The 23,951-nt window shown below is 63.8% G+C and carries 24 protein-coding genes, 1 tRNA gene and 1 pseudogene; 13 read left to right on the top strand and 13 right to left on the bottom strand.

Annotation, left to right across the window (positions count from 1 at the left end):
- Positions 1 to 86: 86 nt before the first annotated feature.
- The 4 genes from IVB42_RS11970 to IVB42_RS11955 all read right to left on the bottom strand — a co-directional run bounded on the left by IVB42_RS11970 (position 87) and on the right by IVB42_RS11955 (position 4,899).
- Entirely contained in the window at positions 87 to 1,736 is a 1,650-nt protein-coding gene (locus IVB42_RS11970) for an ABC transporter ATP-binding protein (RefSeq protein ID WP_247470228.1), read from the bottom strand.
- 14 nt (positions 1,737 to 1,750) lie between these two features.
- Positions 1,751 to 2,638, bottom strand: a complete 888-nt coding sequence (locus IVB42_RS11965) for an ABC transporter permease (protein ID WP_247470219.1) — start codon at positions 2,636 to 2,638, stop codon at positions 1,751 to 1,753.
- Positions 2,639 to 2,658: 20 nt separating this feature from the next.
- Positions 2,659 to 3,600 (bottom strand): ABC transporter permease, encoded by a 942-nt coding sequence (locus IVB42_RS11960; RefSeq protein WP_007602533.1) that lies wholly within the window; start codon positions 3,598 to 3,600, stop codon positions 2,659 to 2,661.
- 168 nt (positions 3,601 to 3,768) lie between these two features.
- Positions 3,769 to 4,899 carry a M20/M25/M40 family metallo-hydrolase gene (locus IVB42_RS11955; protein WP_247403919.1) on the bottom strand — a complete coding sequence of 377 codons (1,131 nt, stop codon included), beginning with the start codon at positions 4,897 to 4,899 and terminating at the stop codon, positions 3,769 to 3,771.
- Positions 4,900 to 5,179: 280 nt separating this feature from the next.
- Between IVB42_RS11955 and IVB42_RS11950 the strand changes: the two genes are divergently transcribed.
- Together IVB42_RS11950 and IVB42_RS11945 are read left to right on the top strand one after the other, a co-directional pair.
- Positions 5,180 to 6,787, top strand: coding sequence for an ABC transporter substrate-binding protein (locus tag IVB42_RS11950; RefSeq protein WP_085351106.1), 1,608 nt, complete (start codon positions 5,180 to 5,182; stop codon positions 6,785 to 6,787).
- 240 nt (positions 6,788 to 7,027) lie between these two features.
- A complete protein-coding gene (locus IVB42_RS11945; RefSeq protein ID WP_346658579.1) occupies positions 7,028 to 8,623 on the top strand; it encodes a glycosyltransferase family 39 protein in 1,596 nt (531 codons plus the stop codon).
- A 9-nt stretch (positions 8,624 to 8,632) separates the two neighbouring features.
- Here IVB42_RS11945 and IVB42_RS11940 read toward each other — a convergent pair whose 3' ends face one another.
- From IVB42_RS11940 to IVB42_RS11930, 3 genes are all read right to left on the bottom strand, one after another.
- Positions 8,633 to 8,773, bottom strand: a complete 141-nt coding sequence (locus IVB42_RS11940; RefSeq protein ID WP_018455321.1) for a hypothetical protein — start codon at positions 8,771 to 8,773, stop codon at positions 8,633 to 8,635.
- Positions 8,774 to 8,827: 54 nt separating this feature from the next.
- On the bottom strand, positions 8,828 to 10,078 hold the full coding sequence (locus tag IVB42_RS11935; RefSeq protein ID WP_026232922.1) for a multidrug effflux MFS transporter: 1,251 nt from the start codon (positions 10,076 to 10,078) through the stop codon (positions 8,828 to 8,830).
- Between the two features lie 160 nt (positions 10,079 to 10,238).
- A tRNA-Leu gene (locus tag IVB42_RS11930) sits at positions 10,239 to 10,327 on the bottom strand.
- Positions 10,328 to 10,499: 172 nt separating this feature from the next.
- On the opposite strand from IVB42_RS11930, the gene IVB42_RS11925 reads away from it, so the two are divergent.
- Positions 10,500 to 10,931 (top strand): twin-arginine translocation pathway signal, encoded by a 432-nt coding sequence (locus IVB42_RS11925; RefSeq protein WP_247403921.1) that lies wholly within the window; start codon positions 10,500 to 10,502, stop codon positions 10,929 to 10,931.
- A gap of 15 nt (positions 10,932 to 10,946) precedes the next feature.
- On the opposite strand, the gene IVB42_RS11920 is transcribed toward IVB42_RS11925, so the two are convergent.
- On the bottom strand, positions 10,947 to 12,149 hold the full coding sequence (locus IVB42_RS11920; protein WP_247403923.1) for an FAD-dependent monooxygenase: 1,203 nt from the start codon (positions 12,147 to 12,149) through the stop codon (positions 10,947 to 10,949).
- Between the two features lie 19 nt (positions 12,150 to 12,168).
- Positions 12,169 to 12,414, bottom strand: coding sequence for a zinc-finger domain-containing protein (locus IVB42_RS11915; RefSeq protein WP_007602543.1), 246 nt, complete (start codon positions 12,412 to 12,414; stop codon positions 12,169 to 12,171).
- A gap of 303 nt (positions 12,415 to 12,717) precedes the next feature.
- On the opposite strand from IVB42_RS11915, the gene IVB42_RS11910 reads away from it, so the two are divergent.
- Both IVB42_RS11910 and IVB42_RS11905 read left to right on the top strand, forming a co-directional pair.
- Positions 12,718 to 13,854 carry a hypothetical protein gene (locus IVB42_RS11910; RefSeq protein WP_247299776.1) on the top strand — a complete coding sequence of 379 codons (1,137 nt, stop codon included), beginning with the start codon at positions 12,718 to 12,720 and terminating at the stop codon, positions 13,852 to 13,854.
- A gap of 34 nt (positions 13,855 to 13,888) precedes the next feature.
- Positions 13,889 to 14,644, top strand: a complete 756-nt coding sequence (locus IVB42_RS11905) for an alpha/beta hydrolase (protein WP_026232923.1) — start codon at positions 13,889 to 13,891, stop codon at positions 14,642 to 14,644.
- A gap of 119 nt (positions 14,645 to 14,763) precedes the next feature.
- On the opposite strand, the gene IVB42_RS11900 is transcribed toward IVB42_RS11905, so the two are convergent.
- Positions 14,764 to 15,726, bottom strand: a complete 963-nt coding sequence (locus tag IVB42_RS11900) for an AraC family transcriptional regulator (RefSeq protein ID WP_018455327.1) — start codon at positions 15,724 to 15,726, stop codon at positions 14,764 to 14,766.
- A 214-nt stretch (positions 15,727 to 15,940) separates the two neighbouring features.
- Here IVB42_RS11900 and IVB42_RS11895 point away from each other — a divergent pair, with 214 nt between their 5' ends.
- Positions 15,941 to 16,711: an alpha/beta hydrolase gene (locus IVB42_RS11895; RefSeq protein ID WP_247299772.1), complete on the top strand. Its 771-nt coding sequence runs from the start codon at positions 15,941 to 15,943 to the stop codon at positions 16,709 to 16,711.
- A gap of 188 nt (positions 16,712 to 16,899) precedes the next feature.
- A pseudogene (locus IVB42_RS11890) lies at positions 16,900 to 17,501 on the top strand (hypothetical protein).
- A gap of 157 nt (positions 17,502 to 17,658) precedes the next feature.
- Here IVB42_RS11890 and IVB42_RS11885 read toward each other — a convergent pair.
- Complete coding sequence (locus IVB42_RS11885) at positions 17,659 to 19,017, bottom strand: hypothetical protein (protein WP_247470216.1); 1,359 nt, start codon at positions 19,015 to 19,017, stop codon at positions 17,659 to 17,661.
- Between the two features lie 275 nt (positions 19,018 to 19,292).
- Between IVB42_RS11885 and cysE the strand changes: the two genes are divergently transcribed.
- Both cysE and IVB42_RS11875 read left to right on the top strand, forming a co-directional pair.
- Entirely contained in the window at positions 19,293 to 20,117 is an 825-nt protein-coding gene (gene cysE / locus IVB42_RS11880; RefSeq protein ID WP_007602549.1) for a serine O-acetyltransferase, read from the top strand.
- 150 nt (positions 20,118 to 20,267) lie between these two features.
- Positions 20,268 to 20,486 (top strand): DUF3126 family protein, encoded by a 219-nt coding sequence (locus IVB42_RS11875; protein ID WP_007602550.1) that lies wholly within the window; start codon positions 20,268 to 20,270, stop codon positions 20,484 to 20,486.
- A gap of 89 nt (positions 20,487 to 20,575) precedes the next feature.
- On the opposite strand, the gene IVB42_RS11870 is transcribed toward IVB42_RS11875, so the two are convergent.
- Both IVB42_RS11870 and IVB42_RS11865 read right to left on the bottom strand, forming a co-directional pair.
- Positions 20,576 to 21,160 (bottom strand): DUF1349 domain-containing protein, encoded by a 585-nt coding sequence (locus tag IVB42_RS11870; RefSeq protein WP_026232925.1) that lies wholly within the window; start codon positions 21,158 to 21,160, stop codon positions 20,576 to 20,578.
- A 264-nt stretch (positions 21,161 to 21,424) separates the two neighbouring features.
- On the bottom strand, positions 21,425 to 22,132 hold the full coding sequence (locus IVB42_RS11865; protein ID WP_247470214.1) for a hypothetical protein: 708 nt from the start codon (positions 22,130 to 22,132) through the stop codon (positions 21,425 to 21,427).
- A gap of 222 nt (positions 22,133 to 22,354) precedes the next feature.
- Between IVB42_RS11865 and IVB42_RS11860 the strand changes: the two genes are divergently transcribed.
- The 4 genes from IVB42_RS11860 to IVB42_RS11845 all read left to right on the top strand — a co-directional run bounded on the left by IVB42_RS11860 (position 22,355) and on the right by IVB42_RS11845 (position 23,914).
- Positions 22,355 to 22,684, top strand: coding sequence for a hypothetical protein (locus IVB42_RS11860; RefSeq protein WP_007602553.1), 330 nt, complete (start codon positions 22,355 to 22,357; stop codon positions 22,682 to 22,684).
- Positions 22,685 to 22,774: 90 nt separating this feature from the next.
- Positions 22,775 to 23,305 carry a gamma carbonic anhydrase family protein gene (locus tag IVB42_RS11855; protein WP_018455332.1) on the top strand — a complete coding sequence of 177 codons (531 nt, stop codon included), beginning with the start codon at positions 22,775 to 22,777 and terminating at the stop codon, positions 23,303 to 23,305.
- A 71-nt stretch (positions 23,306 to 23,376) separates the two neighbouring features.
- Positions 23,377 to 23,550, top strand: a complete 174-nt coding sequence (locus IVB42_RS11850) for a hypothetical protein (RefSeq protein ID WP_247470230.1) — start codon at positions 23,377 to 23,379, stop codon at positions 23,548 to 23,550.
- A gap of 64 nt (positions 23,551 to 23,614) precedes the next feature.
- Positions 23,615 to 23,914: a hypothetical protein gene (locus IVB42_RS11845; RefSeq protein ID WP_247335619.1), complete on the top strand. Its 300-nt coding sequence runs from the start codon at positions 23,615 to 23,617 to the stop codon at positions 23,912 to 23,914.
- Positions 23,915 to 23,951 lie beyond the last annotated feature (37 nt).

Genomic DNA, 23,951 nt, shown 5'->3' with positions numbered 1-23,951 from the left:
ATTGCGAGCGAAGGGAAACAATCCAGAATCCCTCCGCGGGGACAGTCTGGATTGCTTCGCTGCGCTCGCAATGACGAGGCGAGAGACTAGGCGCTGGCCGCCGCGCCCTCGGCCACCGGCCGGAAGTTCGCAAAATCCCAGCCGCGGCCTGGCGCTGCCTCGAGCAAGGCTCTGGTGTACGCCTCCTTCGGATGCGTCAGCACTTCGGCGGCCGGACCCTGCTCGACGACGCGGCCGTGTTGCATCACCATGACCTCGTCGCAGATCTGTGCTGCGACGCGTAGATCGTGAGTGATGAACAGGATGGCGATGCCGAGCCGCTGCTGGATCTCGTCGAACAGTTCCAGCACCTGCGCCTGCACGGAGACGTCGAGGGCGGAGACCGCCTCGTCCGCGACCAGCACGTCGGGATCGAGTGCGAGCGCGCGGGCGATCGCAATGCGCTGACGCTGGCCGCCGGAGAACTGGTGCGGATAGCGCGCGACCGCATCGGCGGGCAGGCCGACCAGCTCGAGCAATTCGCGCGCACGCTTCGTTGCGTCGGCATGCGACACGCCGTAATTGATCGGGCCTTCCGCGATGCTTTCGCCGACGGTGACGCGCGGGTTGAGCGAGCGGTAGGGGTCCTGGAATACGATCTGGATCTTCTTCCGATGCGGCTGCAACAGCCGCCGCGAAATGTCCGAGATCTCGCGGCCGGAGAGGCGCACGCCGCCCGAAGTCGGGTCGATCAGGCGGACGATGCAGCGCGCCACGGTCGATTTGCCTGAGCCGCTCTCGCCGACGATGCCGAGCGTGCGGCCCTTGCGCAGCGTCAGCGTGACCTTGTCGGCAGCGACGACTTCGCGGCCTTTACCGAAGAACGCGCGCTCGCGGTAGACCTTCCCAAGCTCGTTGGCTTCCAGCACCACGGGTTCCTTGGTCTCAGGCCGTGCCGCGCGCGGCACCAGGCTCGGCACCGCGGAGAGCAGGTTGCGGGTGTACTCCATGGTCGGATTGCGCAGGATGGAATCCAGCGTTCCGGTCTCGACCAGTCGGCCCTGCCGCATCACGGCGACGCGGTCGGCGATCTCGGCGACCACGCCCATGTCGTGGGTGATGAACAGCACGGCGGTTCCGTGATCGCGCTGGAGGTCGCGGATCAGGGTCAAGATCTGCTTCTGCGTGGTGACGTCGAGCGCGGTGGTCGGTTCGTCGGCGATGAGCAGCTTCGGTTCGAGCACGAGCGCCATCGCGATCATGATGCGCTGGCGCTGACCGCCGGAGAGTCGGTGAGGGTAGGAAGCAAAGATGCGCTCGACCTGGGGCAGACGCACCTGCTCCATCATGTCGAGGATGCGCTTCTTGCGCGCCTTCGCGTCGAGTTTGGTGTGCGCGCGCAGGACTTCGTCGATCTGGCGGCCGACCGGCATCACCGGATTGAGTGCCGTCATGGGCTCCTGGAAGATCATCGCCATCCGGGTCGCGCGGAGCTGCCGCAGGCGGCGGTCGGTCGCGGTGAGAATCTCCTCACCGACCAGCTTGACGCTGCCGCCGGTGGGAACCAGCGTGCCCTTCGGCAGCAGACCCATGGTGGTCAGCGAGGTCACCGACTTGCCCGAGCCGCTTTCGCCGACGAGGCACAGCGTCTCGCGCTCGTGCACCTGGATCGAGATGCCGTCGAGGATGTTTGCAGCATTCGGCTTCTTGCCGACGGACACGACGAGGTTGTTGATGTCGAGGATCGGGCTGGTCATCACTTGATCGGTCATCATTTGCCTTCCCGCTGCTTCATGCGCGGATCGAGTGCATCGCGGGCGGCGTCGCCGATCAAATTGATGCTGAGGATGGCGATCGAGAGCAGCAGGCCCGGCCAGAAGATCAGCGTCGGCTTGAGCTGGAAGTACTGACGGCCCTCGGCCATGATGTTGCCCCAGGTCGGCGTTTCCGGCGAGATGCCGGCGCCGAGGAAGGAGAGGATGGCCTCAGTAAGGATCGCTGACGCGCAGACGTAACTGCCCTGCACGATCAGAGGTGCGATCGTGTTCGGCATCAAATGCCGCCACATGATCTTTGGCAGGGATGTGCCGACCGAGATCGCCGCTTCAACATAGGGCTCTTCGCGCGCCGATAGCACGACCGAACGCACCAGGCGTGCCACGCGCGGAACTTCGGGGATCGTGATCGCGATCAGCACCGTCCAGAGGCTGGCGCCGGACAGCGACACCACGGCGATTGCCAGCAGGATGCTCGGCATTGCCATCAGGCCGTCCATGATCCGCATCATGACGGAATGGACCAGCTTGAAGAAGCCGGAGACGAGGCCGATCGCCAACCCAATGACGATCGACATGATCGCCGAGCCGATGCCGATCAGAAGCGAAATCCGTCCGCCATACATCACGCGCGATAGCAGGTCGCGGCCATAGGCATCGGTGCCGAGCAGGAATTGCGCCGAAGAGGGCTTCAGCCGCTGCGAGGGCGCAAGCTGGATCGGATCATACGGCGCGATCAACGGTGCCAGGATCGAGATCAGCACAACCAACACCAGGCAGATGGTCGCCGCCGCGATGATCGGCGTCGAGGTCAGGAATCCGAGGCGCGGTCGCAGCGGCGACGTGATCGGGATGGAGGACTGGGGAAGGGTATCGACCGACATTTTTGTTGTTATCCTTAGCCCTAGTACCGGATCCGGGGATCGAGCAGCGTGTAGGCGACGTCGATCAGGAGATTGACGACGACATAGATCAGCGACGTCAGCAAGATCATCGCCTGGATCACCGGATAGTCGCGCGCCAGCACCGCATCCACTGTGAGGCGGCCGATGCCGGGGATGTTGAACACGCTCTCGGTGACGACGACCCCGGAGATCAAAAGCGCAAAGCCGGTACCGATCACCGTGATCACGGGCACGGCCGCGTTGCGCAGCGCGTGCCGCATCATCACGGCGACCTCGTTGATGCCTTTTGCGCGCGCGGTGCGGACGTAGTCCTCGCCGAGCACGTCGAGCATCGCCGCGCGCGTCATGCGCGCGATCAAAGCGATATAGATGAAGGACAGCGCACAGGTCGGCAGGATGATGCGCTCGAAGAACGGCCCAAACCCGTTCGAGATGCTGCGGAAGCCCTGCACCGGCACCCAGCGCAGGTCGATCGCGAAGACCTCGATCAGGATGTAGCCGACCACGAACACCGGCACCGAGAAGCCGAGCACGGACAGGCCCATCACGAAGCGGTCGATCCAGGTGCCGTGCTTCCAGGCCGCGATCACGCCCAGAGGAACAGCGACGATGACGGCGAGGATGATGGTCGACAGCGCGATCGAGATCGACGGCTCGACCCGCTGGCCGATCATCTTCATCACCGGAAGGTTGGAGATGAGTGACGTTCCGAGATCGCCATGCAGCAGCTTGTTCAGCCAGGTGATGAACTGCACGATCAGCGGCTCGTTGAGGCCGAGCGAGGTGCGGATGCGCTCGAGCCGCTCCGGCGTGGCGTTGTCGCCGGCCAGAATCGCGGCGGGATCGCCCGGAGTGAGGCGGAGCAGGAGGAAGACGAACAGCGCCACCACGCCCATCACGGGCACGGCGGCGAGAATTCGGCGAAGGAGATATCCGAGCAAGTTGGATCCCGTCAGATGAGAGTCAAATCAGAGACAGCGGCTGGAGCCTGGGGTTCTGCCACCAGCCTAACATTTCAGCAATTCCCATGCCATCCGGGCCACCGTTTTTGCAGTGCGGTCAATTTGTTTCGGTGATCTGGCCCGGTTTTGGCGATGTGGCTCGCGCCGTTACTCCAGAGTCGCGAGCAGCCCCGCCATCAGCCGGCCGCGTTCGACCAGACTTTCAACCTCGATATACTCTTCGAGCGTGTGGCCGTTGCCGCCACGCACGCCCAGGCCGTCGAGAGTCGGGATGCCCATTGCGCCCGTGAAATTGCCGTCGGAGCCGCCGCCGGCGCTCGCATGCGGCAGTTCTGCGCCAAGCGACTTGGCGATCCCGCGCGCCCTTTCATACAGCGCCATGGTGCCGGCATCGGGCTCCCAAACCGGACGTGTCACGCCGCGCGTCACCTTGAAGGTGACATCATTGGTTGTACCGGAGAGCGCCAGCATCCTCTCGACGCCGCGATCGAGGTCAGCCTGGCGCTTGGCCATCGAAAGCGCTTCGCCGGTGGCGGTCGTGGCAACGCAATTGACCCATTGACCCCCATGCACGACGCCGACCGAAAACGTGCAGTCTTCGCCCGTCATCGCATCGATGGCGAGGATTTGCCGCGCCATCTCGCGAATCGCCGAGCGGCCCGCCGACAAGGTCGCGCCGGCGTGGCTGGGCCGGCCGGTCGCCTCGAGATTGAAGCGCGCGATGGCGTGACGTCCGGTGGTGACGCCGTTGTCGGCGCGGCCGGGCTCCGGCACCAGCACGTATCTGTTGCGCGCGGCTTCCGCCTCGATGATATCGCGCGTGGAGGGTGTGCCGACTTCCTCGTCGGGCGTGAACAGCACGGTGATCGGCAGTGGCGTCGTGAACGAGGCGCGGGCCAGTTGGCGGATGGCTTCCAGCGAAAGATAATTGCCGCCCTTCATGTCGTAGATGCCGGGGCCGTAACACTTGCTGCCCTCGCGGCGCCATTTCAGCTTCTCGATGGTGCCCGTGGGGTGGACCGTATCCATGTGTCCGGCGATCAGGATGCCCGGTTCGCCCTGCTTCGGATGCGGAAAGCGGGCGCGGATCACGCCGCCAAAGCCCTGGCGACCGGCGATGCGCTCGATCGTCGCACCCATGATCGCCATCTCCCGCGCTGCGATATCGAGCATGCGGTTCACGGCGCTCGCGTCCCAGGTCGGGCTTTCGCATTCCACCCAGCCGCGCAGACCCTGTAGCATCGCTTCGGAATCGAAGGGAAGATTGGCTGGATTCATCTCAATGTCTCTCCAATGTCTCTTGGGCTTTGGAACATGGAACGCGCATTGCATCGGCGCGGGGCAGGACAGGCGGAGAGTGTTGTAGAGCCAAACCGATCCTTGTGGAGCCCGTGTGCGCGCCGCTTGGGCTTGCAGCGAAACCGGATTGACGCGCTCGGCACCGTCTGCAAGTCTCGAAAAGATAAAGGCATTGCATGAGGTTAGTTCGCCTAAAGAACGAACCGGATGCTCAATCAATAACCTGCCTTTGAACAGTTTCACGTCAGGAGAACTTTTTATGTTTAAGTTGATGCGCCGGGGGCCTCGCGCGTTCGCCTCCAAACTTGCGCTGTCGCTCGTCGCGCTTTCGACCGCACTGGCCTCGCCGGTGCTTGCGGCCGGCAAGACCATCACGGCGGTGATGCATTCGGATCTGCGCATCATCGATCCGATCTTCACCACGGCCTACATCACGCGTGACCATGGCTACATGATCTACGACACGCTCGTGGCGCCCGATTCGAACTTCAAGATCCAGCCGCAGATGGCGGACTGGAAGATCTCCGACGACAAGCTCACCTACACGTTCACGCTGCGCGACGGCCTGAAGTGGCATGACGGTGCGCCGGTGACGGCGGAGGACTGCGTCGCCTCGCTCAAGCGCTGGGCCGCAGTCGATGGCATGGGCCAGAAACTGCTCGACTTCACCGCCAGCATCGAGCCGACCGATGCCAAGACCATCACGCTGAAACTGAAGGAGCCCTACGGCCTCGTGCTCGACTCGATCGGCAAGCCGTCCTCCCGCGTTGCCTTCATGATGCCGAAGCGCCTCGCCGAGACGCCGCCGGACAAGCAGATCCCCGAGCAGATCGGTTCGGGGCCCTTCAAGTTCGTGCAGTCGGAATTCCAGCCGGGCGTGAAGGCGGTCTACGTCAAGAACACCGATTACGTGCCGCGCAAGGAGCCGTCGAGCTGGACCTCCGGCGGCAAGGTGGTGAAGGTCGACCGCGTCGAGTGGATCACCATGCCGGACTCGCAGACCGCGGTGAACGCGTTGCAGTCGGGCGACATCGACTTCGTGGAAAATCTGCCTTACGACATGCTCCCGTTACTGGAAGCGAACAAGGACATCACGATCGAGGTCTCGAACAAGTTCGGTTTCCAGACGCTCGGCCGGATGAACTTCCTTTATCCGCCGTTCGATAATGTCAAAGTGCGCCGTGCTGCCTTTCTGGCGATAAACCAGAAGGACGTTCTCGACGCGCTCGTCGGCAACGCCAAATATCAGAAGGTCTGTGGCGCCTTCTTCGTGTGCGATACGCCGTTCGCGACGGAGGCCGGTGCCGAGACCCTGGTGAAGGGCAACGGCATGGCCGAAGCCAAGAAGGCGCTCGCCGAATCCGGCTATGACGGCACCCCGATCGTGATCATGGCCCCCGGCGATGTCACGACGCTGAAGGCGCAGCCGATCGTTGCGGCTCAGTTGCTGCGCGAGGCCGGCTTCAAGGTCGACCTGCAAGCGACCGATTGGCAGACGGTGGTGAGCCGCCGCGCCAGTCAGAAGCCTCCGAAAGAGGGCGGCTGGAACATGTTCTTCACCAACTGGGTCGCGGCCGACGTCTCCAACCCGATCGCCAATCTCTCGATCGGCGGCCAGGGCAAGAAGGGCTGGTTCGGTTGGGCCGAGAACGCCAAGATCGAAAAGCTCAAGGACGACTTCGTTCGCGCCGCCTCGCTCGACGATCAGAAGAAGATCGCCGCTGACATCCAGAAGGAAGCCTATGAGCAGGTGATCTACATCCCGCTGGGGCAGTATCTCCTGCCGAGCGGCTGGCGCAAATCGCTGACCGGCGTGCTCGACGGTCCCGCGACCCCGCTGTTCTGGAACGTCGACAAGTCGGAGTAGGGCAAAGGCCCTTCCTTTCGTCCGGATCATCATGCGGCGCCGCTGTCATCAGCGGCGCCGCTCTTTTGCCAGTCTCGGTCCTTTGTTGACCTTACGCCGGCTGAGAAAGCGGATGCTTTCAACGTTCCCAGTCTGCGGTCATTGCTATTTGTTTCGATCCAGAACTAGATGTGTCGTGCTCGCGCATCATCTTCCTCCCTCCATTTGATTCCAGTGCCGATCGATTTTGCATTCCAGGCGATGGCCGAACGGTCCGATCGCGCGCCGGCACGATGGCGCCGGCCATTCCGGCGTTGGCTCGATGGCGTCGAGACGGGCTGGGCCGTGCCGCTTCTCGTCGCCTGCTTCGTCGGGATCTGGACGCTCTATCTGGCAGTCGCCTATGCCGGCAGCGGTCTGCACCCCGATACGCTGGAGGCCTGGATGCTGGGGCGGCATTTCGCGTGGGGCTATCCCAAGCATCCGCCATTGACCGGCTGGGTTGCCGCGAGCTGGAGCGCCATTTTTCCGCTCACCGACTGGTCGCTGCAATTGATGGCGATGGCCAATGCCGGGCTTGCGCTGGTCTTCGTTGATCGGATCGCGCGGCAATTCGTGACGGGGCACAAGCGCGTCCTGGTGCTGTTGCTCCTGATGCTGACGCCGGCCTATCAATTCCATGCCCAGCGCTTCAACGCCAATGCGGTGCTGCTGGCGGTCTGGCCGCTGGCGACCTGGTGCTTCCTGCGCGCATTCGAGACCCGAGCGGCGTCGTGGGCGGTTGCCGTGGGATGCACGACGGCACTGGCCATGGTCGGCAAATATTATTCGATCTTCCTTGTCGCGAGCTTCACGTTTGCCGCGCTGGCGCATCCGGCGCGACGCGCCTATTTCACTTCCGCCTCGCCCTGGATTTCGGTCGTCGTCGGGCTTGCGGCGCTGTCCCCGCATCTTCATTGGCTCGCGACCACGGGGGCATCGACCTTCACCTACGCGCTGAACCATGCCAACGGCACTGCGGCGAGTTCTGCTGCTGATGTCAGGAACTTCCTTTTGGGCCTGTTGGCGGCCATGAGTGTGTCAGCCGTCAGCTGGGTATTGATCGCCGGCACGCGGCTGAAGCAGTTTCCGGACGATTTCGCGGCAATGAATCCGGGCCTGCGGCTCCTCTTTTACGTTGCCGTCGGCACGATTGCGCTGCCGGTCCTGATCTCGCTCGTGATGGGCACCGATCTGCCGTCGCTATGGGCTTTGCAAGGGTTGTTTCTGTTCGCCATTCTCGTGGTCTGCGGCACAAATTATTCAATCGAGCGCTTTTACACCGTCAACCTCACCGTGGTCGTGGCCGGTGTCGCGCTCACGGCCGTCCTCGTCGCCGCGCCGACCCACGCGGTCTATCGCAACCATCACGGTTACGAGGAGGGGCGCAATTTCTACGCGCAGGCGGCGAGCCGATTGACACGCGAGTGGCGCGAACTGACGGACGAGCCGCTCGCCGCCGTCAGCGGCGACGATTCACCGGCCTTCGCGACAGCCTTCTACAGCCCGGACCACCCGCACCACGTGCGGCCGTTCGAGGATCAATATCCCGGGGGCTTGCCGCACAAGACGACGCTGGAGCGCGGCTGGGCCGCGCTCTGTTTTCGCGATCAGGATGACTGCAGCCGGTGGATGGACTCGGTGGCCGGGCGCGCCGGGCATTTCATCAGGCGGGAACTTATCATACAGGCGCAGCTATGGGGCCGGCCCGGTCTCACGCGGGAAGTGTTTGTGCTGATGGTGCCGCCCCGTGGAAGCGGCGCGGCACCCGAAGGCATTGCGGACGATTTCAGCGCCAGCAGGCGCGCAACGGAATAGGCGTCTTGCTCAGCAGTGGCTGTCGCGGACCCGCTCGAGCCCTTCACTCGCGAATGGCACGGTGACGGCGGTCTTTTCGGCGCTCGACGGCGTGCGTTCCGTCTCCGCCCGTTCCGCGGCGTCGTGGTCTTTACGGTGTTTCGGTTCCATTGAAGCGCCCTTTCAAATTGTTGCAGTACAACATCGAGAGCGCCACGGAGTTCCTCAGCCGATGGCGCGATGATGCGGCCTGAACAACCGTCCTCTCTCCACCACCAGCACGATCGCGAGCGCGGCGAGGGACGACACGAAGAAGCCGACCGAGAACGGCAGCAACGTGCCGTCGAAGCTTTGTCCGATGGCCATGCCGACGGCGATGCCGATCAGCGTGGTGATCGAGCCGTAGAGCGAGGACGCCGTGCCGGCGATGTGGCCCTGCGGCTCCATGGCGAGTGCAGTGAAGTTGGCGACCATCATGCCGAACGAGAACATCATCAGCGCCGAGAGCACCATGAACAGGGGAAGCGGCAACGCGGCGAGGCTTTCCGTCAGCAGCATCACTCCCGCCACCGCGGTGTAGAGCGTCAGCGCGCCGTGCGAGATCACGCGCATGCCGAGGGTCCCGACGAATCGCGCATTGAGAAAGCCGGCAATGGCGGTGCCGGCCGCGATCCCGGCGAAGGCGAGCGGAAAATAATGGCCGAGGTGATAGATGCCGACAAAAACTTGCTGAGCCAAAAATACGTAGGCGAACAGCGCGCCCATGACGCTACCGGCGGCGAGCGCATAGCCGAGGGTTTGGCGATGGGTCACGGTCTGCCAGTAGGCCGTGAGCACGTCGGCCGGCGCAAGCGACCTGCGTTCGCTCTCAGGCAGGGTCTCCGGAAGCCGCAGCACGGACCATGCAAGCGCGAGCAGCCCGTAGAGCATCAGCACGACGAAGATGCCGCGCCATTGCGTCACCAGCAGCACCGCCTGTCCGAACGAAGGGGCGATCACGGGGACGGCGATGAAGATCATCATCGCAAGCGACATCACGCTCGCCATGCGGCGGCCGACGTAACAGTCGCGCACGATCGAGGTCGCGATCACGCGAGTCGCCGAGGTACCGAAACCCTGCAGTGCGCGTGCCAGCAGCAGCGTCTCGAACGACGGCGCCGCAATCGCCAGCACGCTTGCCACCGCATAGACCGCCATCCCGCCGAGCAGCACCGGGCGGCGGCCAAAGCGATCCGACAGCGGGCCCATGACGAACTGCCCCGCGCCAAAGCCGATCAGGAAGGTCGACAGCACCAGCTGAAGATGGTTGGCGACGGGGATATTGAAGGCCGACCCGATATTGGGCAGTGCCGGGAGCATCATGTCCATCGCAAGCGGATTCAGCGCCATGATCGACGCGATCACGATGACGAATTCGGGGAAACCCATGGGACGGTGTCCCGAGGACACCCAGTCGTCGGCATTGACGTCGGACAAGAAGCTCACCTCTGATTTGAGGCCCTTATCTATCTTCAATGCTGCGTTGCACAAGCAACGTTTCGGGATGGCTGGCAGGCGGTGCAGGAGCAGACAGGAATTGATGAGGTATCAGCGCTCGCGGCCGCCGCGCGCGGCGGGATCCTCCGCGCAGCTTTCGTGGTGCGGGCAGCCGGGGTCGAACCGGCACAGCGCTTGCGCGCCGAGGGATTTTAAGTCCCTTGCGTCTACCAATTCCGCCATGCCCGCTTGATCCAACGAGATCAGCCACTTAAGTCCCTTGCCGGCGGTCTGGAATTGGCATTTGCAGGCCGGAGGGGTGGTTCTTCCTTAGGCGAGCCGGCGGCACAAGGCAAAGCCTCAATCCGGACATCTGTTGTTGCTTTAGGCATTCTCAATCGACGGGGACTATTCATCCGGCATGTCAGCTTTGATCCAATATCGCCTGCGCCCGTGCTGCGTGGTCGCCGCGCTGCTCGCGGCCGACTTCGCGCTGTCCGGCTGCGCCGGCATGAGCGAGACGGTCGCTCCGGCCTTTGCCGATCCCGCCAAGTACGAATTGTACGATTGCAAGCAGCTCGAAGGCGAGCGCAAGTCGATCGCCAACCGCACCGGCGATTTGCAGAGGCTGATGGACAAGGCACAGACCGGCGCGGGCGGCGCCGTGGTGTCGGAGCTTGCCTATCGCAACGACTACATCGCGGTACGCGGGCAGGCGCAGATGGCCGATGACGCTTGGCGCCGCAACAAGTGCCGGGAAACGCCCCCCGAGGCGACGCCGGCCGCCGCGGCGCCCGCTGCCAATCCTGCCCCGATCAAGCCTGGCCCGAAATCGACAAGAGCCGTGCGCTGAAACTAGCGCCTCGCGTCAGGGCCGCCAGCCGTAGATCCAGTCCTGCCGTGCCAGCATGCGTTCCGGGCCGAGGGCGCGGACCGCAAGATCGCGCGCGTAAGCGAGCGGCCCACTGAAATGATAGATGCGGCCCTGCTGCCGAGCGGTCCGCTGCACCCGCCGCACGCGCGCCTGGCGCGTCCGGCCGTATTGTCTCAGCGCTGCCGTGATGCCCGCGGTGGTCTCGGCGATCTCAGGGCTCAAATGCTGCGCGAGCACCGCGGCGTCCTCGATCGCCATGCCGGCGCCCTGGGCCGCAAACGGCAGCATCGCATGCACGGCGTCGCCGAGCAGCGCGACCGGGCCTTTACTCCAGGGGCAGTCGTCGGGGACGCCGAACAGCGCCCATTTCCGCCAGCTGTCGACTGTGGCGAGCATCATGCGCGCCGGCGGCGGCCAGCGCGGCGCGGCGAAGGCGTCCAGCACTTCGCGGGGATCGCCGGGCGTGCTCCAGCCCGGCCTGTTCCAGGTGCCCGGCAGCACCGCGACCACGTTGATCTGGCGTCCGCCCGCGATCGGGTAGGCGACGAGATGGGCATTCGGGCCCATCCAGAGCTGGACCCGGCGCGCTGTGTAGTCCTTCGGCAGTTGCGTGGCATCGAGCGTACCGCGCCAGGCAATCAGCCCGGAGAAGCGCGGCTGCACCTCGGGGAATAGATGCTGGCGCACCGTCGACCAGATACCGTCGGCGCCGATCAGCGCACTGGCGAGATCGCTGCGCCGGATCGTGCCGCTGCGATGAACCACCGTCAGCCCCTTGGCGTGAGGCGCGACGTCTTCGAAGGTCGCGCCGAGTTTCAGGTCGATATCGGGATGGTCGGAAACTGCGCCGGCGAGGGCGGATTGCAGGTCGGCGCGGTGCACCACCCAATAGGGGGCGCCGGCGCGCTCGGCGGCGGCTTCTCCCAGCGGCATGCGCAAAAGCTCACCGCCGGCCCGCGCGCTCATGATCGAGACTGCCTCCGGGATCACGGCGCGCAACTTGAGGCGCTCGGTGAGGCCGAGCTCGACCAGCACACGGCTGGCGTTCGGGGAGAGTTGCAGACCGGCGCCGACTTCCTCGAGCCGCTCGGCCTTTTCCAGCACGATGATGCGGAAGCCGCGGGCCGCGAGCGCAAGCGCAGCCGTCAGTCCACCGATGCCGGCACCGGCGATGACAATCGTTCGGGAGAGCGCCACCCCTGGCCGATGGAAGCGGTCAGGCCACCTTGTCCTTCAGGACGCATTCCGGCGGACGGGCTTCGCCCGCCTTCAGGTCGGCGGCGAAACGGTACAGAGTCGAGCAGTACGGGCAGATGATCTCGTTGTCGTTGCCGAGGTCGAGGAAGACGTGCGGATGATCGAACGGAGGGTTGGCGCCCACGCACATGAACTCTTGCGAGCCGATCTCGATGACGGGGACACCGGCATCGTTGTGGAAGTGCGGGACGACATGGTCGGACATCGTACTCATCCTGGAGTGGCAATGGCGGCAGACACAATCACGACTGCCGCGGCATTATTAAGGCGCCGCGGACCATACTGGTGGGTGGAGATGATTGCTAGTCCAGCGGAACCGAAAGCTCCGCAATGCCCCATGCTCATTTGCTCATGCAAATTCGACACAATCTTGCGGCCTGAGAGAAGCCCTTCTTTCGTCGGGGACGTTGTGTCGCAATTTTGGCATACTATGTCTGTGGACGAGCGTAATTGCGACGAAAGACAACCGTTAGGCGTCAACGATCTCAGGACCGTCCAGGCTCTCCGCATGAAGTGGTTGCGAATCAGCACAGCGTTGACCGGTATCGCGGCATGCGGCTTCATGCTCGCGCAGGTAGCACCGCACGCCCGCGAGGCCGGGGCGATTCTGGCCGCCCAGGACGATCCCGCCGCGCTCTCAGAGATCAAGCTCGACGCGCTGCTGCGGCACAACGACCGCCTGATTCAAGACAACATCGAGGTCGCGCTCGCATCGGGCGATGCCGATCTTGCCGACAGTTTTGTCGCACTGGCGCGCGACCGCAACATCGCGCTGCCTGACGACCTCCCGAGCCGTGTCGGTGACGCGGTCAAAGCCGAAAACTCCACTTCGCATTTCGCAAAACGGTTTGCCACCGGTCTCGTTACCGGCAACGCGGATGATGTTGCGAGCTTGTCGGGAACCGTGGCCGGCGATCTCTTCGTCATCGGCGACATCAGGGACGTCGTCCGCGAGGGCAAGCACCTCGCCATGGGCGAGGAGACCGATCGCCTGGTGCTGGGCCTTGCGGCCGCGGGTCTCGCGGTCACGGCCGTGACCTACGTCTCCGTCGGCGGTGCCGCGCCGGTTCGCGCCGGGCTGACGCTGGTGAAGGACGCGCGCAAGGTCGGCCGGCTCGGCGAGGGACTAGCGGCGTGGGCCGGCCGGTCCGCGCGCGAGGTCGTCGATACGCCGATGCTCCAGAACGCGGTTGCCTCCGGCTCGGTGCTGCGGCCGGGCCAGACCTTGAGCGCGATCAAGGCCGCGTTCCGCGCCGAGAAGGCCGGCGCGCTGGTTCGGCTCGGCAAGGATGTTACGCGCGTGGTCGAGAAGACCGGCACGCGCGGCGCGATGGATAGCTTGCGCATCGCTGAAGGTCCCAAGGACGTCGCACGCGCGGCGCGGCTCGCGGAAGCGCAGGGCGGCAAGACGCGCGCGATTCTGAAGCTGCTCGGCCGCGGCGCGCTGCTGCTGATCGGCGGGGCGTTCAATCTTGCACTCTGGCTGTTCGGTGCGGCGTTGACGCTGCTCGGCCTGTTGTCCTCGATCAAGGCGACGACGGAGCGCCTGACCCAGGCCTGGTGCGATCGCAGACGGGCGCGGCGACTTCGCCAGGCGCGGATCGCCGCCGAAGCCGTTCTGGCAAGCCCTGCCATCACGGCCTAAGATACCTCTTCCCCTCAAGATTGCGGAACTGATGATGCCGAGCTTTCACAACGGCGCCGTTGAAATTGCCTATCTCGACGAAGGCGAGGGCGATCCGATCATCCTGGTGCACGGCTTTGCCTCCAGCAAGAACGTGAACTGGGTCTATCCGACCTGGGTCTCGGAGCTGCGCAAGAACGGCCGCCGTGTCATTGCGCTCGACAATCGCGGCCATGGCGAAAGCGCAAAGCTCTACGAGCCCGCGCAGTACTCCATCCCGACCATGGCCGCCGACGTGCTCGCGCTGATGGATCACCTCGCCATCCCGCAGGCCGATCTCATGGGCTATTCGATGGGCGGACGGATGACGGCCTGGCTCTCCCTCAACGAGCCGCAGCGCCTGCGTTCGGCAATCCTTGGCGGCATCGGCATCGGCGGCCTGATCGAGGGCACCGGGCCCGGCGAGAACGTCGCGAAGGCGCTGGAAGCGCCCTCGCTCGACGACGTCTCCGATCCCGTCGGACGCACGTTTCGTGCTTTTGCAGACCAAACCCGTTCCGACCGCAAGGCGCTGGCCGCCTGCCTGCGCGGCACGCGCGATCTCATGACGAAGGACGAAGCCGCGCGCATCGACGTGCCCGTGCTGATCGCGGTCGGCAGCACCGACGACGTCGCGGGTTCGGCCAGCGCACTCGGTGCCATCATCCCGGGTTCGGAAGTGCTCGATATTCCCGGTCGCGATCACATGCGCGCAGTCGGCGACAAGGTCTACAAGACTGGCGTGCTCGATTTCCTCTCACGCCGCGCCTGAGGCGATGAGGCGGTGTGGGCCATCCACTCCGTTCGGCAACCGTCCATTCCTGTACCTAGGGATCGGGGTTCGCTAAGGGCGCATATGAGACTCAGCTCGAAGCCACAGCTTTATCGAGGTCAATCGGATACTTGCAATTCCGATCCGTCCAACTGCGCACGGGCTCCGTCGGCGCGTCGCGCAGCCCGGTAACGGCCGGGCGACTGACCAATGTGCCGGTGAAACAACTTCGAAAACGCCGCTGCAGTCTCGTAACCGATCCGGTTGGCAATCCGTGCGATCGGTTCGTCGCTGGTTTCCAGCAGGAACGCCGCCTCCGCCATCCGGCGTTCGATCACATAACGTTGCATGGGCTGGCCCACGAGCCTAGTGAAGCGCGCCGAAAATGCCGAGCGGCCGAGCCCGACGCGACGGCCTAGGTCGCTCAGCGTCCAAAGCTGCTCCGGACTTTCGTGAATCAGCTTCAGCGCCGGTCCGATATGGGGGTCAGAAATGGCCCCGATCCAGCCGCCTTGCCCGGGACTGAGAGACGCGATCCAGCTTCGCAGCACCTCGACGAAGAGCACTTCCGTCAGTCGTGAAAGCGCGACGCCTTGGCCAGGACGCTCGAGCGCGGACTCGCTCATCATGCGGCGCAGGATGGCTTCAAGCCAACCACGGTCGGACGTCGGCTTCAGCAAGAGCACGGGTGGAAGCAACTCCAGCACGCTGCCAAACGTCGGCCGCGACACCGTGAAATTGCCGCAGAGCATGGTCGAGAGCGGCTTTGCACGGCTGCCGTGACGAACGAATCCGAGGCGTGGCGACGACCGTTCGATATCCACGATGCGCAAAGGCTCGGCCCGGCGATCCGAATAAAACACATGGGGCTCGCCACGTGTGATGACGACAAAATCGCCCCCGGTGATCTGGATTTCCTCTCCCTGTTCGAGCGCGAGGGTCGCTGAACCTTGGCTGAGATAGTGAAACAGGGCGTAGGGGCGCGCCGGCAACTCAAGATGCCAGGGATGGCCGAGCTCGAAGTGAAAGAGCAGCGTCCCGCCGAGACGAACCCGATCGAGCACCTGGGTGAGTATATCCATCCCCCGAGACTAGAACCGCGGACGATCGGACACAAGACACGGACGATTGGTCCCTATCGTCCGAGAGGTCCACGGAATACGTCATGCCACGGCGGGCCGACGGGACGTGCGGCAACCATTTCGCCAACGGCAGATGGAAGAACCGCGACCTTGCTGGAAACGCCTGTCCATTCCCCCGGACTACTTTCGTCCGATATGCCAACAGGAACAAACAATGCGAACTATTCTCCTCTCAGCCGCCACCGTCCTCCTGGCCGGAACGACGTTGGTCGGAGCCGTACATTCCGCCGAACTGCCCAAGGGGGCAGCCCACAACGTCGTGCTCGTGCACGGCGCCTTCGTAGACCAGACGAGCTGGCAGCCGGTTGCCGATATTCTCACCAAGAAAGGCTACAACGTCACGCTCGTCGAAAATCCACTCACTTCGCTCGCCGCCGACGTCGATGCGACCAAACAGGCGCTCGCGAAGCAAGCCGGCAGGACCGTTCTGGTCGGCCACTCATGGGGCGGCGTGGTGATCACGCAAGCCGGCAACGATCCCAAGGTTTCGGCGCTGGTTTATGTGTCCGCCTTTGCGCCGGAGGTCGGTGAATCCCTGGCGTCGCTGGCAAAGGCCGGTCCGCCGACCGAAGGCGGCAAGGCGATCCACCCCGATGCGAAGGGCAATCTGTACATCGATCCAAAGGTGTTTCCGTCAGCCGTCGCGGCTGACCTTCCTCCGGAGATCGCCGCGCACCTGGCCAACTCGCAGCTTCCGCTGAACCACGTTGCATTCGAAGCCCCGGTCGACGTTGCGGCCTGGCATAACAAGCCGACGTTCTACGTCATCAGCACGAAGGACAAAGTGCTCGCGCCCGAGGCCCAGAAGTCGTTCGCGGCCAGGATCCACGCCCAGACGACGGAAGTCACCGGCAGCCATGCCTCGCTCGTCGTCCATGCGAAGCAGGTCGCTGAGGTGATCGAAAAAGCCGCCCTCACGAGGTGACGGTACCGCTCCCGGCGCTGTGGCGCCGGGAGCCCGCGCGCTCCCGCTCGACCATTTTAAGCCAGGCATCCGTAGAGTGCTGAAACGTCCTGACGACACTTCAGCTCACGGACGTGAACACCTCCAATCGCGGAAACGCAACAAGTGTTGTCATGATGTGAGCGACGCATTGGAACGGACATTCCTGCATGTATAAGGCACTTCTTGTCACCCTCACTGCTGTGGCTCTTACCACCGTGTCTGCCGCGTCTGCTCCCGCCGTCAGCAGAGAGCCGCTGAATGCTGCGACGCTCAGCGCAATCAAATCGAAGTTCGGCAGGCTGATGGAATTGGCAAACAAGCATGATTTCAAGGCTCTGTATCGGATGTTCTGGCAATCGCCCTCGGCCCTTTTGGTGGCCAAGAGCGCGATCCCGTCCGAGGGAAACTGGGCCGGCTTTTGGGGTAACGCGGCGATTGATCAATAGCTGCATGATATCGGTAGCCCCGTCCGGTCGTACTCGAGCCAGATTTTTCGAAGCTCAGGGTTGTCGGCCTGACGCGCGACGTCGCCGAGTCCTATGTGCCGATGACCATCACCGTCTCTTATGCGGGGCAAGATGGAACAGCCAGGCCGTTTCTCATGATCAGCAACTGGCTTCGCGTCGGGAAGGACTGGAGGGTCGCTTCCGAAATCATTCTTCCGGTGCCGGCGGCACCGGCACAAAGAGCTAGCCGCGGAACGCCTCAGTTGTTGTACGGCACTGACCGTCTCGCACTTGGGTCCGTTTTCACGCAGTCGGCTGACTAACGGCTGGTCGTGCTCATGCCACCGCCCCGCCGCGTGTGCCGATTTGCGGGGGCGATGAAGGGCTCCAAACACCCTTGAGAACGAATGCGCTGGTCTTACTGGATAAACGCGATCGCTGCTCGGACGAAACCAGGCACGATGGCGCTTCACCCCAATCTCACCGCGCTTTGCTGTCTTCCCCAAGGCGGCGCGCCAGCGCCATCAGCACGGTGAAGGTCGCAACCCACACCATCCGCGCGCCGTAGCGGTCGTGCGGGCCGGAGATCACGCCGCAGATGAAGGCATTGCCGAGCAGCGCCAGCGTGATGGTCGCCGCCAGCAAGGTCAGGTCGTCGAGCCGGCGGTTCGCGAGGGCATGCGCCAGCAGCGCGACCAGCGCCAGCATCGAGGCCAGCGCGACGGGAACGTGCAGCCAGTTGATGGTGTCGAAATCGAGTCCCCAATTCTGCTGGCGTGCGGCGCGCATCGGCGCGGCCTGCGAGGGGACATAACGTTCGATGATGCCGCGGGTGTGCGGGATCCAGCCATTGGTGCCTTCGCCGGTCGCCACATGCAGCAATTGCTGGCCCAGCGCCTGCAAGGCCGCGCCGGCCTGCCAGACAGGATAGTCGGCGAGCGAACCCACGACGATGGTGCCCATCTCGTCGTTCATGCCTTCGAAGCGGCCGAGCGTGTTGAACATGCTCTTGCCCCACAGGAATTCGTCGGCGCTCGCCGGCAATTGGTCGCGATAGGGGCAGAGCTTGAGTTTTTTGCGTGGGCAATGGTCATTGAGATAACGCGCAACGATGCCGTCCTGCATCATGCGGCCGAAGGCGACGCCGGTGCCGCCGGGCGTCCACGTCCACTTGCCCGACAAGGCATGGTTCGCCGACACCAGCATCAGGCCGCCAGCGAGGATGGTGAGGCTCGCTTGGGCCAATCCGGCGATCGGAAGCCGGCGCCCCAGCAACGGCCGCGCCATCCAGCCAGCGATGCAGAGCCCGAGCAGCACGCCGAGCGTGGCGCTGTGGGTCGCGGCGGCAAAGGCCGTGAAGACGAACAGCGAGATTTTTTCGAGCGCCGAGGTCCGCGGCCCACCGATGACCAGCAGGAATAGCGACAGCACCGACAGGCCTGCAAAAATGTCGGTGAGCAGCATGCTCGCAAGCCAGGGCAGCGCAGTCGACAGGATCAGGAGCAGGCTGATCACGACGAAACGGAACGTCTGCATCATCGAGAGCACGCGCAAGGTGAGCTGCAACAGCCACAGCGTGGCCAGCGACTGGACCGCGAGGTTGATCCAGAACCCTGAACTTTCGCCATAGTGCAGATAGATGCCGAAGACGGTGGAGCGGCTCGGGACGAGATAGCCCTCGTACCAGCGCGCCAGATAGCCTCCGGTATCCCATTGCAACAGCGGATAGCCGTTCCAGAATGCCGGCGCGATCAACAGGAGCGGCAGGGCGATGGCGGCGAGCCGCAGCCAGAGTGAGCCCGCGGCGCCCGCGCGCGCATGATCGGTGGTGATGGTCAAATCCGCTCCGTCCTCACTCGGACCATGCCCGCAATTACCGTTGAGGCGGAATTCACCAATAGTTTGACGCCGCCCGGCTTGAATTTGGCGAAACCCTGACCATTTTGAGCCGACCTTGCCGCCCGGGGTGTCGGAAGAAACTGTTGTGATTCAACGCGTTGGCATGCCCCCGCCGGACAACGCACTGTTCACTCTCAGGCAAGCCCGTCAGGACTTTGTCGCCTAGACTGTGTTATAGAACCAGTGAAACGAGCCAATTCGAAAGAGCAGATCTCATGGCAGTGCATCAGGTCAATCCGGGAGGAAAGCTTGCAACGCTTGATCCGATCTGGGATCGGATCCGCGGCGAAGCGGAGGACATCGTCCATCGCGAGCCGGAGCTTGCGACCTTCATCTATTCGACGGTGCTGCATCACAGCCGCCTGGAAGATGCGGTGATCCATCGAGTCGCCGACCGGCTCGATCATTCCGCGCTGTCGGGCGATCTCGTGCGCCAGACCTATGACGAGGCGCTGCGCGACGATCCCGATCTCGGCAACGCCTTCCGCGCCGATCTCGTCGCCGTCTACGATCGCGACCCCGCGACCTCGCGCTTCATCGATCCCTTGCTCTATTTCAAGGGCTTTCACGCCATCCAGACCCACCGCCTCGCGCATTGGCTCTATCTGAAGGGCCGCAAGGATTTTGCGTATTATCTGCAGAGCCGGGCGTCTGCGGTATTCCAGACCGACATCAATCCCGCCGCGCGCATCGGCCGCGGCATCTTCCTCGACCACGCCACCGGCTTCGTCTGCGGTGAGACTGCGCTGATCGAGGACGACGTCTCGATCCTGCATGGCGTTACGCTCGGCGGCACCGGCAAGGAGAACGAGGACCGCCATCCGAAAATCCGCCACGGCGTCCTGATCGGCGCCGGCGCGAAGATCCTCGGCAACATCGAGATTGGTCATTGCGCGCGCATCGCGGCGGGCTCGGTCGTGGTCAAACCGGTGCCGCACAACGTGACGGTCGCAGGCGTGCCTGCCAAGGTCGTCGGCGAAGCTGGCTGCGCCGAGCCGTCGCGCACCATGGATCAGATGATCAACGCCATGGGACTCTGAGATGGGCCTCTGAGGCGGGCCTTCGAGCTTGTCGGAATGGGCGGATTTTCCGCCCCTTTCGTCCCAAAATTCTTTGGCAATTCATGCTGGCGGTTGGTCGCGTCTCGTCCTAAAACCCGCGCCAACCCAGATTTCGATTGGAGACTTGCCGTGGACGTCAAGGAAGTTAGGAAGCTCGACGCGTATTTGAAGCGCGTATTCGGCAATCCCAAGATCCGCGTCGTGCCGCGGCCGAAGAAGGATGATTCCGCCGAGGTCTATATCGGCGAGGAATTCATCGGTGTGCTCTTCGTCGACGACGAGGACGATGATCGCTCGTTCCAATTCCAGATGGCGATCCTCGAGGACGACCTCGTCGACCAGGAATAGTTCGGCGATCGTCTCGCTCAACGGGGCCGCGCGGGCGCGGCTCCATGCCTTTGCTTTCTTGCAAGAACATATTTCTGCAAGGGTGATGTTCAGCTCAGGTCGTGCAGGTCTTTTCCGAGGGGAGGTGTCAGACGAAACGTCGAGAATACGACTTCTAGCCCCGCCCGTTCGGGTGTGCAGGCCATCGGTCCCACAAGGTAGGAGTTTGCTTTAGGAAACGCCGCCAGCCGCATGAGGGGCCAGGATTTGCCGTCGGCCGAAACCTGCAGACGAAGGACACCGTTGGCGATGGTCGCGCGGACCCAGAAGTCGCTGGCATTATGCTCATAGGGTGCTGTCGCCCAGTCTGATTGCCCGTTTGTCAGCACGCTCGCGAGCATAGCGCGGCCATCTGACAATTCGATTCCGGCTTTGACCCAATGATGCGCGTCGAGGCGCACCATGATCCCCGCCTGATCATAGAGCGCCCGGAAATCGCCCTGAACACGCAAATCTGCGGTGAATGCTTCGCCTGTCGGAAAGCCCAGGAAATGTCCGCTATCGCGATTGAAGCCGTAATGGGTTTCGCGCCAGAAATCCGTGGCCTTGTCCGTGAGGATCCGCAGGTCATCACCCTCTGCCGCCCATCGCTGCGGTTCATTTAGCCACACACCGTCACTTCTGCGGAGAATCAGGACTAACCTCTGTCGCGGATGCCTGCCGGTTCGGTCCGTGAGTCGGACGAGCACGGCATCGTGCATTGAGATGAAAAGGCAATGTAGCCGAGATTGCTTCGCTTCGCTCGCAAGGACGAGCAACAGCTTCGCCGCCGCCCCATCCTGACACCATACGCGCGAAGCTGACTTCGAAAAATACGAAGCATTACAGGAGCTTGGCTACTGTGCATGGGGTTGTTTTCGCAGTTTTTTGTTTTGGAGGCGCAGGTCGCGCGGTCGCGTTCAGCCCTTCGGGCCGCGCAGCTGCGCCGTCAGCTTCTCCATCGCTTCCGCCGTATCGCGCCACTGCGACAGCCAGCTGCGCGGAAAGCGGAAGGTGAGGTCGGCGCCGCCGACGCGGCGTTCGGCGAGGCACATGCCGGGCGTCGCACCATCGCGCGTGCAGCGCGCGGTCAGCGCGGGACTTGCGGCAGAATAGAGATCCTCGGTGCCGTAAGGCGTGTCAGCGCGGAATATCCGCATCGTCAGCCCGTCCTGAGGCATTGCCGCGGCCTGGTCGAGATAGCGTGGATAAATCGTGGCGGTGCGCTGCTCGGGCGAGAGCGCATCGCGATGCGCGGCGATCGACAGGAAGATGCGGTCGATCGGCTGCATCGCCGCATCCACGCTCTCGGCGGTGACGTGCTTCGGCGCGCCCGGCGGCTCCAGCGAAGGGTACAGGAAGTCGAGATCGATCCGCTCCTGTGGCCCGGAGTGGCGCTGGATCTTCATGCGGATCGCGTTGGTCGGCAGGTTGAACAGCGTGCCGCCGACGCTCACCGGCAGCTTGTCTGGGGCGTTCGCGCCGCTCGGCCCCCAGGTCGGCCACAACAAATAGGCGACGAGCGCGACGGCGCACACCGCGGCAATGCCGCCGAGCACGATCGGGACGACGTGGGCCCGGGTGCGCACCCGGGGAGATTGAGGGGAAATTGCCGAAAACACCGTCATGAGCCGCGCGAATGAGCCGGAAGTCGGCCGATGGCCGACGAATCAGCGGCGAATATGCCACGTGGTGGCGATTTCGCGGAGCGTTGGCCGGCTGCAGGGAAGGGAGAGAGGCCTGCGTGGAACGGCTGGCGGCGTTAACCTTTCCTTAAGGATAATGTAGCGTTAACCGGCACTCTTTGTCACAGGAAGGTACCTCGCGTTGCGTAAGGGCGGACTGTTCCGATGACACCTGAAGCTCTCAACACATTCTTCTCGATCGGCATTGGTTTCGCGCTCGCGGGAGCGCTCGTGAGCGGATACCAGACGGTCGCACAGCGGCCGGCCGGCTTCGGTCTGTTGCAGGACGGCGTGGCGCCGAAGACCTTCGCGGCGGTTCCGTTCCTGGTGTTCGCGGCGCCTTTCATCATCATGCGCAATACTCTGCGCGGCAGGCAGGTGGAGAGCCGCCGCGTCGAATTCGTGATGATGGCGACCGTCATCGCCGGCTTCTGGAGCATGATGAGCGGCACCTTCTTCCTGATGACGCTCCGCGCGGCCGGCGTTCTGGTCTGATGCGCGCGCTGTAGGGCTGCCTGCGCGGCGGCCCTTTGCGTCAAGGCCGCCGTTTCGCTATGGCTGGGGTTGACGCGACAGGAGACCCTCATGGCGATCTACGAGCTCGACGGGCAGGCGCCCGACCTTCCCGCCGACGGCAACTACTTCATCGCGGAGACCGCTACCGTGATCGGCCGCGTGCGCCTGAAGCCGGGCGCGAGCGTCTGGTTCGGCGCGGTGCTGCGCGGCGACAATGAGTGGATCGAGATCGGCGAGGGCGCCAACGTGCAGGACGGCTCGACCTGCCACACCGATCTCGGTTTTCCGCTTCAGATCGGCAGGAACTGTACGGTCGGGCATAACGTCATCCTGCACGGCTGCACCATCGAGGAGGGCGCACTCGTCGGCATGGGCTCAATCGTGATGAACGGCGCCAGGATCGGGCGCAACAGCATCGTCGGCGCCGGCTCCGTCATCACCGAGGGCAAGGAGTTTCCCGAACGGTCCCTGATCATCGGCTCGCCGGCGCGGGTGATCCGCACGCTCGACGATGCTCAGGTGCAGAAGATGGGGAGTGCTGCGAAGTTCTACGTCGCCAATGGACCGCGCTTCACAAAGGGCCTCAAGCGGATCGGGTGAACTCAGCTTCCTTCGGACTCGCGCGCTTCTATTGCGCTTGCGACCTTCTCGTGCCCCGCGGACCATAGGGCATGCTCATCGCTACCGTCCTGGTACGGATTGGCTTCCGCCGGAATGTTTTTACGCGCCGCGCGTTCGCCTTCTGCAAAAGCATCGCGATCGTTCATCGTGACTGCGCCTTTCTGATTGCGGAGCAGAAGATCAGCTTGCGCGTGATCGTGCCCGCCTTCCCGGTTTCAAGCTGATGCGACGGCATTTGTTCCGGAACCGGTCCTTGCTGCGGCGGTTGATCGGCGAAGGAGAATTTCAATGGCCAGATTGCCTATAGCCCGTTCAATCAAGACCGTGATCGTGATCTTCGCCCTTGTCCCGGTGCCGGCCGCATCGTTCGCGCAAGCCACCGGCGGCTCCACAGGATCGGCCGGAGGTGTCGCCAATTCTCCGGCTCCCGCGCCAGGCACCAACAGTCTGGGGACCGCCCAATCGTCCGGTGCGAATGCACCCGGCGTCACCACTGGGACCGGCGCAGGTGGGTCCACCGACGCCGCCGTCAACGCCGAGAACCGGCTGCTCGACAAGAAGCTCAAGAGCATCTGCCGCGGCTGCTGACGCTCGCGGGGAAGTGAGACAGTGAGGCTGTCAGGAA

Origin of the sequence: Bradyrhizobium sp. 45 (assembly GCF_023073155.1) — a bacterium.
Classification (GTDB): domain Bacteria; phylum Pseudomonadota; class Alphaproteobacteria; order Rhizobiales; family Xanthobacteraceae; genus Bradyrhizobium; species Bradyrhizobium canariense_D.
The sequence above is the reverse complement of the archived record's forward strand: the minus strand, read 5'-3'. Positions and strand labels throughout refer to the sequence as shown.